At 57.3% G+C, this 12,568-nt stretch carries 11 protein-coding genes and 1 tRNA gene; 11 read left to right on the top strand and 1 reads right to left on the bottom strand.

Annotation, left to right across the window (positions count from 1 at the left end; genetic code table 11):
• From HQL52_10595 to HQL52_10545, 11 genes are all read left to right on the top strand, one after another.
• Positions 1 to 602: hypothetical protein (locus HQL52_10595; protein MBF0369895.1), on the top strand; the 602-nt coding region annotated here is incomplete at its 5' end.
• A 343-nt stretch (positions 603 to 945) separates the two neighbouring features.
• Complete coding sequence (gene infA, locus HQL52_10590) at positions 946 to 1,164, top strand: translation initiation factor IF-1 (protein MBF0369894.1); 219 nt, start codon at positions 946 to 948, stop codon at positions 1,162 to 1,164.
• A 160-nt stretch (positions 1,165 to 1,324) separates the two neighbouring features.
• Entirely contained in the window at positions 1,325 to 3,241 is a 1,917-nt protein-coding gene (gene parE / locus HQL52_10585) for a DNA topoisomerase IV subunit B (GenBank protein ID MBF0369893.1), read from the top strand.
• Positions 3,242 to 3,344: 103 nt separating this feature from the next.
• The gene (locus tag HQL52_10580) at positions 3,345 to 4,667 is read left to right on the top strand and encodes an aminotransferase class I/II-fold pyridoxal phosphate-dependent enzyme (protein MBF0369892.1); all 1,323 of its coding nucleotides are present in this window, start codon (positions 3,345 to 3,347) and stop codon (positions 4,665 to 4,667) included.
• Positions 4,664 to 6,205: a TolC family outer membrane protein gene (locus HQL52_10575; GenBank protein MBF0369891.1), complete on the top strand. Its 1,542-nt coding sequence runs from the start codon at positions 4,664 to 4,666 to the stop codon at positions 6,203 to 6,205. Before HQL52_10580 ends, HQL52_10575 begins: the two co-directional genes overlap by 4 nt.
• Positions 6,206 to 6,534: 329 nt before the next feature.
• The gene (locus tag HQL52_10570; GenBank protein ID MBF0369890.1) at positions 6,535 to 6,759 is read left to right on the top strand and encodes a NifU family protein; all 225 of its coding nucleotides are present in this window, start codon (positions 6,535 to 6,537) and stop codon (positions 6,757 to 6,759) included.
• Positions 6,756 to 7,337, top strand: coding sequence for a 1,6-anhydro-N-acetylmuramyl-L-alanine amidase AmpD (gene ampD, locus HQL52_10565; GenBank protein MBF0369889.1), 582 nt, complete (start codon positions 6,756 to 6,758; stop codon positions 7,335 to 7,337). Before HQL52_10570 ends, ampD begins: the two co-directional genes overlap by 4 nt.
• Complete coding sequence (gene mpl / locus HQL52_10560; GenBank protein MBF0369888.1) at positions 7,334 to 8,752, top strand: UDP-N-acetylmuramate:L-alanyl-gamma-D-glutamyl-meso-diaminopimelate ligase; 1,419 nt, start codon at positions 7,334 to 7,336, stop codon at positions 8,750 to 8,752. Before ampD ends, mpl begins: the two co-directional genes overlap by 4 nt.
• The gene (locus HQL52_10555; protein MBF0369887.1) at positions 8,749 to 9,315 is read left to right on the top strand and encodes a YqgE/AlgH family protein; all 567 of its coding nucleotides are present in this window, start codon (positions 8,749 to 8,751) and stop codon (positions 9,313 to 9,315) included. Before mpl ends, HQL52_10555 begins: the two co-directional genes overlap by 4 nt.
• Positions 9,316 to 9,460: 145 nt before the next feature.
• Positions 9,461 to 9,547 (top strand) — tRNA-Leu (locus tag HQL52_10550).
• Between the two features lie 289 nt (positions 9,548 to 9,836).
• Positions 9,837 to 11,033: a GGDEF domain-containing protein gene (locus HQL52_10545; protein MBF0369886.1), complete on the top strand. Its 1,197-nt coding sequence runs from the start codon at positions 9,837 to 9,839 to the stop codon at positions 11,031 to 11,033.
• Between the two features lie 389 nt (positions 11,034 to 11,422).
• On the opposite strand, the gene HQL52_10540 is transcribed toward HQL52_10545, so the two are convergent.
• Entirely contained in the window at positions 11,423 to 12,553 is a 1,131-nt protein-coding gene (locus tag HQL52_10540; GenBank protein MBF0369885.1) for an NAD(P)/FAD-dependent oxidoreductase, read from the bottom strand.
• Positions 12,554 to 12,568: the final 15 nt, after the last annotated feature.

The following is a 12,568-nucleotide window of genomic DNA, read 5'->3' as shown; positions in this document are numbered from 1 at the left end:
TCCCCGCTCTCCTCTACCGCTGGAGCCTGAAATCCACCTGCTGGCTCTATTTCCCGCTGGTTTATCTCTTCACCTACCCCAAAAAGCGTCAAATGGATGAAAATGAGTGGGGGGCGTGTCTGGTGACGGAACTCCATGGTGGGCGGTCGGAATGGCTGCGTAGGGGGGTGGCTCTCTTCGTGGTGGCCGCTACGGCCTATCTCACCGTGTCTCCCGAAAAAATCATTGTGATCAAGGAGAGTGGGACGCTTTTACATGCGCCCTCCCTGCTCTATCTATGGGCCTTCGATTTTTTCAACCTGGCCCCCTGGCAGTGGCTGAGCTTGGCAAGTGCTTTGGTAACGGCAACTGTTTTCATCCTGAGCGACAAAACGACGATTATCTGGAACCATCGAAAAAAACAGGACGAACAAGCCCCACCCCCAAAAGCACAGACACAATGGCTCTATCACCTGACCCGGCTGCGGAGTGGCTGCACCATATTATTTGCCATCATGGCCTTCGGCTATGCCGTCCTCGCCCTGCAACGCATCGATCCTGAGACCCTGCCAAGCTGGCTTGCCTTCCTCACCTATCTCTACGGCCCCTACATTCAGCTGTGAATCATTGCCGGTGGGGATTGCCGGTTGTATCCCACCATTTTTATCTGGAATAACAATCGGTTCAATACCCACCAAAAGAATCGATTGCCGGTTGGGATTGCCTGTGATTGCCCCCGAAAAAAAGCGCCCTCCCTGAAACAGATCCCTCCACTGGGTTGGATCAGGAATGGGACGTGAATAAAGAATGGGAATCCCCTCTCCAGGAGGGAAGCAACGGCGTGAGGGGTGCATTTACATTGACTTCGCCAAAAAAACGGCTACCCTGTATCCTTTTTTCTTGGGAGTGGTCTGCCTTGGCGATAAACGCTGACCGATCCTTCCCAAAAGCCAAGAGGATGAGGCTTTGAGTAAAGAAGATGTTTTGGAAATGGAAGGGACGGTTCTCGAAAACCTGCCCAACGCCATGTTCCGGGTGGAGCTGGAAAACGAGCATAAACTCCTGTGCCACATTTCCGGACGGATGCGTAAGCACTACATCCGGATTTTGCCGGGAGACAAAGTGACGGTACAACTGACCCCCTACGACCTCACCAAGGGCCGTATTTCCTACCGTCACAAATAATCCCGTCTCCCCCGGCCCACCGCCCCTTGCTTCATCCGGGCCGTTCCCCACATGGTCATCCAGCACAACCCACTTCCCCGGCGACCCTCTCCGATGGGGCTCGCGCCGCCATGGCCTGTTGAGTAACCCGGGGAAAACAGCCGCTGCCACTTAATCCGCCATGACCTACGACGCTTCACAGATTGAGGTATTGGAAGGACTGGAAGGGGTCCGCCGCCGCCCGGGCATGTATATCGGGGGGGTGGATAGCCGTGCCCTGCACCATCTGGTCACCGAAATCCTCGACAACGCCACCGACGAAGCCTCCGCCGGACACGCCGACCGCATCTGGGTCACCATGGGTCGGGACGGCTCCATCACCGTGCGGGACAATGGCCGGGGCATCCCCGTGGATCCCATGCCCCGCTATCCGGATCGCTCCGCCCTGGAGGTGATCCTCACCACCCTCCACGCCGGGGGCAAATTTGACAACAAAGCCTACGCCACCTCCGGGGGATTGAACGGCGTCGGCATCTCCGTGGTCAACGCCCTCTCCTCCTGGACCGAAGTGGTTGTGGAGCGGGACGGGGGAAAATTTAAACATCGCTTCGAACAGGGCCTGCCCAAAGGCACCCTGGAGCGGCTCGACAACTCCCGGCGCAAAGGCACCCAGATCGCCTTTATGCCCGATCCCGAAATATTCACCGACACGATTTTTCGCCCGGAGCGGATTTTGGAGATGTGCCGCTCCAAGGCCTACCTCAACAAAGGGGTCTCCATCCGGGTCAATCTGGAGGAGAAGGGAGAGGAACATGTTTTTTTCTTCCCCAACGGCCTGGTGGACTATCTCAGGGAGGCGTTGACCGGCCAGGAGACCCTCACCACCGAACCCTTTGCAGGCAGCGTGGAGCAGTTTGGTCAGGGGCGCAAAGGCAAGCTGGAATGGGCCATGTCCTGGACCCTGAAAGAGGAAGGGGAACTCCTCTCCCACTGCAACTCGGTCCCCACCACCGGTGGCGGCACCCACGAAGCGGGCCTGCGCTCGGCGCTGGTGAAGGGCTTTCGGGAATATATGGAGTCCCGCAATCTCCTCCCCAAAGGGCTCACCATCACCGCTGAAGATGTCTTTGGGGGGCTCTACGCCCTCTTTTCCGTCTTCATCTCCAACCCCCAGTTTGCCGGTCAAACCAAAGAACGCCTCACCAATACCGGGCTTGCCAGGCAAGTGGAAGCGGTGGTCAAGGATCATCTGGATCACTGGCTTCACGGCAGCCCGGAGCAGGCCACCCGACTGGCGGAAGCAGTGGTGGAGCGGGGGCAGGAGCGCCTGCGTCGGAAAAAAGCCTCCACCCAGGTCAAGCGCAAATCCGCCACGGCCCGCCTCACCCTGCCGGGGAAGCTCACGGACTGTATCCATACGGATCCGGCCAAATCCGAGCTGTTTATCGTTGAGGGAGATAGCGCCGGGGGCTCCGCCAAGCAGGCCCGGGACCGCCACACCCAAGCGGTGCTGCCCCTGCGGGGAAAAATTCTCAACGTGGAACAGGCCAACCTGGAAAAATTCCAGAAAAACACCGAGGTGCAATCCCTCATCACCGCTATCGGTGCGGGCTCGGGCAAGCAATTCGACGTTTCGGCCATCCGCTACAATCGGATCATCATCATGACCGACGCCGATGTGGATGGCGCTCACATTGCCAGCCTGCTTCTGACCTTTTTTTATCGCTTCATGCCCCCCCTGGTCACCCAAGGCCATCTTTTTCTGGCCCAACCCCCCCTCTATCGCATCAAGGCGGGCGCCCAAAGCTCCTATGCCCTGGATGATGCGGAAAAAGAGCGGGTGGTGAAGCTCATGGAGCGAAAAATGGCCCGGGAAAAAATCCAGATTTCCCGCTTCAAGGGGCTGGGGGAGATGGACCCGGGGCAGCTGCGGGAGACCACCATGAATATCGAAACCCGGCGACTGCTCAGGGTGTTTGTCGATGACAGCGCCGAGACCGACGGCACCTTTGACCGGCTGATGGGCAAGCGCCCGGCGGAGCGGTTTAAGTTTATTCAGGAAAAGGCCCCCTTTGCCCAGGGCAATCTGGATATCTGAGCCGGTCGTTCAGCCAGCCGATTCCCCATTGGGCTGCCCCCATCCGGGCCTCCTGGTAGTCTAATAACCAGCCGCCCAGCTCCAGCCATTTGAGCCTCTCTTCATGCCCAGCCATCGTTCAACCCCCCTGACCGATGAAATCCGGCGCTGTCACAGCTGGCTCAAAAGCCATGGCCAAGCCCCCCCCGAAATAGCCATCGACCGCCTGCCAAACCCGGAATTTACCATTGCGGGCCGCCCCTTTCTCTCCTTCTCCTCCAACAACTATCTGGGGCTCTCCACCCGGCCCGAGGTGATTGAATCGGGACGGGAGGCGATTGGACGACACACCATGGGCACCTGTGAATCCCGCCGCCTGGGGGGAAATCTCCGGCTGCTGGAGGAGCTGGAAGAGCGCATCGCCCGCTTCAAGGGGGGCAAGGCCGCCATGGTGTTTGCCACCGGGCTGTTAGCCAACGTCGCCACCATTCCCGGATTGATGCGGGCCCAACATTTCAGCCACCATTTTTTTAACAAGCCCCCGGATGAAACCCCACCCGGGCTCATCCTCTCCGACGCCCTGAACCACCGCTCCATCCAGATGGGCATCACCCTGGCCAAAACCCCCTGCCACCGCTATCGCCATGGGGATATGGATCATTTGGCGGCCCTGCTGGAGGAAAACCAGGGCCAAAAAATACTCATCGTCACCGATGCGGTTTTCAGCATGGATGGGGATCTGGCGCCACTCGACCAGATCACCCGACTGGCCGGACGCTACCAGGCCACGGTGATGATCGACGACGCCCACGGTACCGGACTCTTCGGCCCGAACGGACGGGGGGTGGCGGAACATTTCGGGGTGGAGGATCACATTCAGATCCATATGGGCACCCTCAGCAAGGCAGCCGGGGCACTGGGGGGATTTGTCGTGGCAGAGCCCGAGATCATCGCCTTTCTCAAGCTCTCCGCTTCCGGCTATCGCTTTACCTCCAGCCTGCCCGCCGAACAGGCCGCTGGCATCATCACCGCCTTTGACATCATGGAGCAGGAGCCCTCTTTGCGCCAACAGCTCTGGAAAAACACCTTCGCCACCCTCAAAGGGATGCTGGCCCTGGGACTCGACATCCCCTTGCGCCCCTCCCCCATCATCCCCATCCTCTTGGGTTCAGAGGAAAAAGCCACCATGGCTGCGGACATTCTCTATCAAAAAGGACTTCTGTGTGTGGCGGCCACCCCCCCACTGGTACCCCAGGGGGAGTCCCGACTCCGGGTCACCATCAACGCCTCCCACACCCCCCAACATATCGAAAAACTTCTTATGGGGTTGCAAGAGATGGCCGACCGGTTAAAACTGCCTCCCAAGGCTTGGCGAGAGGGAGCATGGCTAGATTTCATCCAGTCCACCCCCGCCTATATCCGCCACATGATTGAGGAAAAGCCATGAAACGATTGCTTCCGATCCTTTCCCTGTGTGCCTGGGGCTTTCTGCCAACTTCCGGTTGGAGTGAAGCCAATCAGGATTTTTCCCGTGTCCAGGTTACCCCCAGTCTGACGGGCTCCACCACCATGGCTGCCCAAGGCAACGCCATCAACGCACGCAAAGCCCAAGCACAGAGTGTCGACCATGGGGATGATCCAAACCACTCTCCCCACGAATCGATGGTGCTGGCCCAAGCCCCAAGCCTTGCTGATGAAAATGGCGAGATGCGGGGTGCTGGTGACCACTCTGATCTGGCCACCACCCCCCAGGAACTGACCCCCTTTGCTGCGGCCGCCGAGGCGGCTCTGACCAAAAACCCCAAAGCCCAGGAAGCCCAGGCCAACCTGAGCGCTGCCCGGGAGCGGATTGTTCAGAGCAAGGCGGCTCTCTATCCCAATCTCAACTTTTCCGCCTCCAAAACCCACAACAGCAGCGACTATGAAGAGGGACGCTCCACCAGCGACCCGGCCACCATTGGCTTGAGCCTCGGCCAGTCCCTCTACGATGGCGGGCTGTGGGTGGCGATGAAGCAGGTCCAACCCTATGTGGATGCCTTTGAATCCGATCTGGCGGCGGTACATCAGGGGATTTTGCTGGAGCTGGCCCAGGTGTCAGTGGATCTATTGCAGGCCAGAGAGGTCGCCCGGCTGGCGGAAAACAATCATGGGGTAACCAAGCGCCATCTCGCAGCTACCCAGGCGCGGTTTCGGGTGGGGGAGATCACCCGCACCGATGTGAGCCAGGCCAAAGCGCGGCTGGCCCTGGCGGTGGCGGATCAGATCAGCGCCAAAAATGATATCGCCGTCAGCATCGCCCGCTTTGAAGAGGTGGTCGGAGCCCCCCCCCAGGATGGATTGCTGCTGCCGCCTGTTCCGGAATCCGTACTCGGCCAGCCCTTGTCGGAACTTCTCACCAAAGTCCACCAACGCCCCGATATTGTCGCCATCCAAAAGCGCTTACAGGTGGCAGAGCTTGAAATCGATATGGAAAAAGCCGGTCATCATCCGGTGGTCTCCTTCTCCACCAGCGCCAGCCGCTCCTGGAACCAACGGGTGAGCGGGCGCAGTGATCCGGTGGATACCTTTGCCATCGGCGTCGGGGTGGAACTGCCCATCTATTCCGGAGGCATGACCGAATCCTTCATCTCCCAAGCCCGCTCGGAGCGGGACGCCGCCCAGGCCCAAAAAGACCGGCTGCTACGCCAGGCCGCCCGGGAGGTGGAAGAGGCCTTTCTCGATTATCGCACCGCTGAAGCCTCCATGGCCGCCTTCGCAGCGGTGGTGGAAGCGGCCCGGGATGCGGCGTTGGGTATGGAGCAGGAGTTTCAAGTAGGCGCACGCACCGCATTGGACCTGCTCGATGCCCAGAACGAACTTTTTTCCGCTGAAACCGATCTCGCCAAAAGCCGCTATGCCTATCTTTTTTCCCAATATCGCCTGCTACAATCCATCGGACGCCTGGATGCGGGGGAACTTGGGATTGAAATAGGGACTCTCTCTTAGTAAGTGAGAATCATTTGGCTTCAAAACTTTTCCAGCAGCGGATTGGGGTCAAATGAGAGGTTGGCAGAGAGGATTATCTGGAGCTGCCGGTTGCAAAGGTAGCGCCCAGCCCCCTCCTTCAGCTGCCTGAAAAAAGAACAGAAAAACCTCTCCAAGACCGCTCCGGGAAAGAGCCATCTATCAGGCAACTGCACGGAACTAAATGACATTCGAAAGGATTTGTGGTATCAGTCCGGGTAAGGGGGACGGGCTTAAAAAGAGTGGGGCTGTAAATGCGTGTGGAAAAGGCCCCCCATTCAGACCGACTTGATCAAACTGGAGATCGACCGATGCAAGATAAAGTGCTGAAAGTTTTGGAAGAGGTCCGCCCCTTCCTGCAACGGGATGGAGGGGATGTGGAGTTTGTCGAAATCACCCCTGAAAATGTCGTCAATGTACGACTGCGGGGCGCTTGCGGCACCTGCCCCGGCGCCATCCAGACCCTCAAGGGTGGTATTGAGCGGCTGATGAAGGAGCGGATTCCCGAGGTGGTTTCCGTGGAGAGCGTGCCCTGAGTGGCCTTTCCCCCCTGAAAGCCTTTCGTTATCTGCCATCCCCCCACGCCGACGGGCGTCCGGCGGGGATGGCTGTTAAACTCCTGGTGGTGCATGCTATCAGCCTGCCCCCAGGTGATTTTGACAGCACCCGACATGTGGACGATCTTTTTCTCGGGCGAATCAACCCCCAAGAGGATCCTTTTTTTCAGGAAATCGCCCATCTGAAGGTCTCGGCCCATTTTCTACTGGACCGCAACGGGGGGCTTACCCAATATGTCCCCATCGAAAAACGCGCTTGGCATGCCGGGGTCAGTTCCTGGCAAAACCAAAACCGCTGCAATGATTTTTCGGTGGGGGTAGAGCTGATGGGGGATGAACACACCCCCTTTGAAGAGGCCCAATATCAAGGGCTTGGGGCACTCACCCGCAGCTTGCAAAAGGGTCTGCCCGAACTCAAGGAAGACCATATCACCGGTCATCAGCACATTGCGCCGGAACGCAAATGGGATCCGGGCCCCGGTTTTGACTGGGATCACTTCAAGCACATTTATAAAACTGCCCAACCAGGGTGGGAGGGGGAACTGGTTTGGAGATGACCGAATCCAGACATCTGCACATCATCGGTATCTGTGGCACAGCCATGGCGGGCCTGGCCTCTCTGGCCCGGGACGGCGGCTGGCAGGTGACCGGTTCCGATGCCGGGGTCTACCCCCCCATGAGCACCTTCCTCCAAGAGCGGGGCATCACCACCTACGAAGGCTTTCGACCGGAAAACCTCAACCCCGTGCCCGATCTGGTTCTGGTAGGCAACGCCATCTCCCGGGGCAACCCGGAGCTGGAAGCCCTGATGGACCTGGACATTCCCTACCGCTCTGGAGCCGAGTGGCTGTTTCAGCATCTGCTGGAGGGACGCCACCCCATCGTGGTCGCTGGCACCCACGGCAAAACCACCACCACCAGCATCATCGCCTGGCTGTGGGAGCATGCGGGGGAGGAGCCGGGATTTTTTATCGGTGGCATTCCCCTCAATTTTGGTCAGGGGGTGCGCTATCCCAAACGGGATTGGGTGGTGGTAGAGGGAGATGAATACGATACCGCCTTTTGGGACAAACGGCCCAAATTTCTCCATTATCGCCCCCGCACATTGGTCTTTCACAATCTGGAATTTGACCACGCCGACATCTATCCGGATCTGGAGGCGATCTGCACCCAGTTTCGTTTTTTGCTGCGCACCGTACCGCCATCGGGATTGATCCTGGCCAACGGCGATGATTCCGAAGTGGAGTGCGTGGTTCGGGAATCGTTCACCCCCATCGTTCGCTATGGTCTGGATGGGGATTTCCCCTTTACCGCCCGTTTGGACAAAGAAGACGGCAGCCACTGGACATTGATTCGGGATGGAGAGCCTCTTTTTAGCGTCCAATGGAAATTATTGGGCCGCCACAATGTGATCAACGCCCTGGCGGCTTCTGCTGCGGCCCTCTCCCACGGTCTTTCTCCGGAAAAAATCAAATCAGCTCTGGAGCTGTTTGAGGGTGTCGCTCGGCGTTTTCAATTGCGCTACGAAATCAACGGCATCTCGGTCTACGACGATTTTGCCCACCATCCCACAGCGGTCGCCACCACCCTGGCCGCCATCGGTGCTGCGGGTCGAGGACGGATCTGGGCGGTATTGGAACCCCGCTCCAACACCATGCGCCGCCGGGTGCATCAAGGACGCCTGGCCCCGGCTCTGGCCCAAGCGGATCGGGTGTTGCTTGCCAGACCCAAGGCCCGGGGATTGCCGGACGAAGAACTGCTGGATGTGGAAGAGGTTGCGGATCGCATCAACAGCGGCGGCACCCAGTCGGCGGTGGTGGTGGAGGATGCCGGAGAGGCGATTGAAATCCTGCAAAAACAGCTGGAACCCGGAGATCAGGTGGTGGTGATGAGTAATGGCGGCTTTGACGATATATTGGGCAAGCTCCACGACACCCTCTCCCAAGCAAACAACGGGGATGGTGGGTCATGACGGCTGAGGGCAGCACTCTCACGGGCAAACTACTCATCGCCATGCCGAACCTCAACGATCCCAATTTTGCCCGTACGGTGGTGATTCTTTGCGCCCACTCTGATGACGGCGCTTTGGGAATTATCGTCAATCAACCCCACCCGGCCACCATGGACGATGTGATCGACCAGCTGGATCTCGATTGGATGCGCCTGCAAAAACCGGTGGTCTATCAGGGGGGGCCGGTTTCCCTGGAGCGAGGCTTCATCCTCTACGAAAAAGGCCTCGATTTTCCCGGCTCCCTGGAAGTAACCCCGGAGCTTTTCATGGGCACCAACCCGGATATCCTGAAACATCTGGCAGAATCGGAAACGTCAGAATCCTTTTTGTTTGCACTGGGTTATGCAGGTTGGGGAGCGGGGCAGCTGGAGATGGAGCTGAAGGAAAACTCCTGGCTGGTGTGTGATCTGGATCGTCGCATTCTTTTCGACCTCCCCCCCAGCGAACGTTGGCAGGCGGCGATAGATCTTTTGGGCATTGATCTGGCCAAACTCGTGGATACCGGCGGCGGCTTCATCAACTGACCCCACCCTGGCAGAGCCCCTTTTGTGGCTTTTCCAACCCGTATTTTCCAGCCATTTTTTCACCCCCTGACAAAGATCTTTGGCTGGATACGAAAGACGGCTTGATGCCAGGATCGGTTCCGGGTATACTGCGCCTCGTTTGATCGCCCAGGTGGCGGAATTGGTAGACGCGCTAGATTCAGGTTCTAGTGATCGCAAGGTCGTGGAAGTTCGAGTCTTCTCCTGGGCACCATTCAAAAATCAAAGGCTTGGCCAAATTGGTCAGGCCTTTTTTTTTGGATCAAGGGTGAAGTTGGTGGCTGAAAAAATCCATATCCACCTCCTTCCCCTCTCCTACCGCACACGCTACAAACCCACCTCCCTGAACCCGGAATCTTATGGAATGACTGACTGGATGCAAATTATTCTGTTGTTAAAAAAACCCTGAAACGCAATAATTCCCAGCGATCCCTTATCTGCTTGCTACTGCGACACCATCTCATACCACCTTACTGCCAATTACCTGGATACAGAGGCTCCATATGCAACTCACCGATCAAACCCTTGCAGAACAACTAAAACTGACTGATCGGCGCATTGCTGAGCGCAGAAAGCTTTTTAACATTACGGAGGAAGACAAGCGCAATCTACTGAGCGCCAAAGCTTTTGTGGCCGAAAGCATGGATCAAATCATCACTACTTTTTACGACAGACTGCTCTCTTTTTCTGACATCCAGCTGGTCATCGGAGATGCAGATACCCTGCTCCGACTGCAAAACACCCTGCGCAACTACATCCAAGAGCTTTTTTCCGGCTCCTACGACGACCTCTACGTCAACAGCCGTCTTCGGGTAGGCAAGGTACATAAGCGCATTGGGGTTCCACCCTCCCTCTACATGTCTGCCGTATGTTATTTGTTGGAGGTGTTGCAGCAAGTTTTGGAAGATCAGTGCAAAGACGGCGCCTGTTCACGGATTGAGGCGGAAGCCCGCAAACAGAGCCTCTCCAAAGTATTGATGTTTGATGTCCACTTGATTTTTGAGACCTATACCGGGGCACTGGTGGCGGAAGTAACCGTGGCTCAGCAGGAGCTGGAGAGCTATGCCCAAGATCTGGAGCAGACCGTTGCCCTGCGCACCCAGGAGCTGAAAGATCTCTCCCGCCAGGATGGCTTGACGGGACTTCTCAACCAGCGCGCCTTCTATGAGCATCTGCGCAGCGACCTGGCCCATGTCAAGCGTCGCAAGGAGCCTTTGACCCTGGCCTATTTTGATCTCAACGGCTTTAAAAAACTGAACGATCAACAGGGACATCAGGTGGGAGACCTGGTTTTGGCCCATGTGGGAGAGTGTCTGCTGGCAACGGTGCGGGATGTGGATACCAGCTGCCGCTATGGCGGGGATGAGTTTTGCATTATTCTACCCGGCTCCACCGACCAGGAGGCCCAGGAAGTGTGTCGCAGGCTGGTGGATCGATTCGATGCCAAAGCGGGGGAGTATGGGGTCTCCTTCAGCGTTGGCTTGATTCAAACCGGGCCGGAACAGTTTCTCTCGGTGGATGATATGGTTAAATCGGCGGATGAACGGATGTATCAAGCCAAAGCCGCCTCCAAAAAAACCCCCGGCTATTGGGTCAGCAACAGCGATCAGGAGGCCAGCATGATCCTGGAAAAAATGGCCCGCTCTGATGAGCTGCAACCGCTGCCCTCCCTACCTCAAGAGAGTCAGGGGGAGGCTTGAACACCTAAACATTTAGATATACGGGTAGGATGTGGTGAGCCGCGCGAACCGCATCGTTCGAGGGATATAATCGTTCCAGGCTATAGTAGGCCTACCTCAGAATTGGACACTCTTCTCTGACTCGTTATCCCCGCAAAGGCGGGGACCAAGAGAGAATCATGCCCCTCAAGAAAAAACCAAATCTTCAGCAAAGCTGGTGTTTTGCTGAAAGTGAAGCAAGATTTGGAAAGTTTCGTGCCAGATGCCCTGGATTCCCGCATTCGCGGGAATGACAAAAATAGTGCAACGGCATATGTCCAAATCTTGAATCGAATGGCTATAGAAGGCGCATCACCCTTGAGTGATGCGGTTCGCTTCGCTCACCACATCCTACATTTTTCCATTCCCACTTACCGATAGGGGTGGACGCTCTTCCACTCCAGCAGGATCTTCACCCAGTGCATCGGCAACAGGGGGGGGAGGATGAGGCCCATTTTTTTGAAGCGGGAGACCCAAATCCCTGAATCCAACGTATCGACAATGCAGATCAGCTCGGTACGGAAGGTGGCCCGGGGGGGCAAGCCTTTCAGCTCCCGATAGATGTTATTGATGGCTGCGACCGCTTGAAGTTCCGCCATATGAGCCTGCTTGGCGCGCCACTCCGGCCCCGGAAAACTCCCCGCATCCCCAGCCACATAGACCCGCTCCCCCCCCTCGACCCGACCATGAACATCCGCCTTGAAAAAACCCCCGTCAGAGAGAGCCAAACCGGTGTTTTTAAACCACCCCTGGCCGGTCATGCCGGGGATAAAGAGGGTCAGATCAGAGGCAATCCTGCCCCCTTCGGTCTCCACATAATCGGCTCCAAAACCCACCATCTTGTGGCCCAGATGGGTCGTGATCTGACGTTTTTTCATGGTGTGGAGCAACCCCTTGACCGCTTTCGGCCCCAAACGCTTGCCCGGTTCGGCCATGGGGGAAAAAAAGGCGAGATCAAAATTTTTCAGCCGCCCCTGGCGTCTGAGTTGGGTGTGCAGACCGAACAAAAATTCAAACATCGGCCCCCCCCGCACCGCTGTGGGCTCCTTGGGGTTTCCGGCAAACCCCATCACCACCTTCCCCCCCGGCATGGTCTCAATCCGGTCCCGAAATTCCGCCACATCCGAAACCCCCGAGCAGGGATTCAGGGTGTGATCAATCCCGGGCAGCTTACGGATATATTGGCCACCGGAAGCGATGAGCAGGGCGTCGTTTTGGACCTCACCGGAGGTGGTTATAACTGTGCGACCGTTATCCTTCACCCCCACGGCGCTGCCAGCATGCCAATCGACCCCCATCCACTCAAAAAAAGGCTTGAGAGAGAAGGTGATATCCTCTTTTTGACGCAATCCGGAAGGTATCCAGATCAGGCTGGGAAGATAGGTGAATGAGGCCTGGGGAGCGATGACGGTGATGCCGATACGGCGTCCCGAGTCCAAATTGCGCAGCCGATGAATCGCTGCCAAAGCCGCAAAGCCACTACCGATGATGGTTACGTTCACTTCGGTCCACCCTTT

It is taken from the genome of Magnetococcales bacterium (assembly GCA_015232395.1).
Taxonomy (GTDB): Bacteria; Pseudomonadota; Magnetococcia; order Magnetococcales; family JADFZT01; genus JADFZT01.
The sequence above is the reverse complement of the archived record's forward strand: the minus strand, read 5'-3'. Positions and strand labels throughout refer to the sequence as shown.

Bases quoted from the DNA above. Each gene is read 5' to 3' on its own strand.
- parE (MBF0369893.1), top strand. From the start codon at position 1,325: ATGACCTACGACGCTTCACAGATTGAGGTATTGGAAGGACTGGAAGGG.
- HQL52_10580 (MBF0369892.1), top strand. From the start codon at position 3,345: ATGCCCAGCCATCGTTCAACCCCCCTGACCGATGAAATCCGGCGCTGT.
- HQL52_10575 (MBF0369891.1), top strand. From the start codon at position 4,664: ATGAAACGATTGCTTCCGATCCTTTCCCTGTGTGCCTGGGGCTTTCTG.
- HQL52_10570 (MBF0369890.1), top strand. From the start codon at position 6,535: ATGCAAGATAAAGTGCTGAAAGTTTTGGAAGAGGTCCGCCCCTTCCTG.
- mpl (MBF0369888.1), top strand. From the start codon at position 7,334: ATGACCGAATCCAGACATCTGCACATCATCGGTATCTGTGGCACAGCC.
- HQL52_10555 (MBF0369887.1), top strand. From the start codon at position 8,749: ATGACGGCTGAGGGCAGCACTCTCACGGGCAAACTACTCATCGCCATG.
- HQL52_10545 (MBF0369886.1), top strand. From the start codon at position 9,837: ATGCAACTCACCGATCAAACCCTTGCAGAACAACTAAAACTGACTGAT.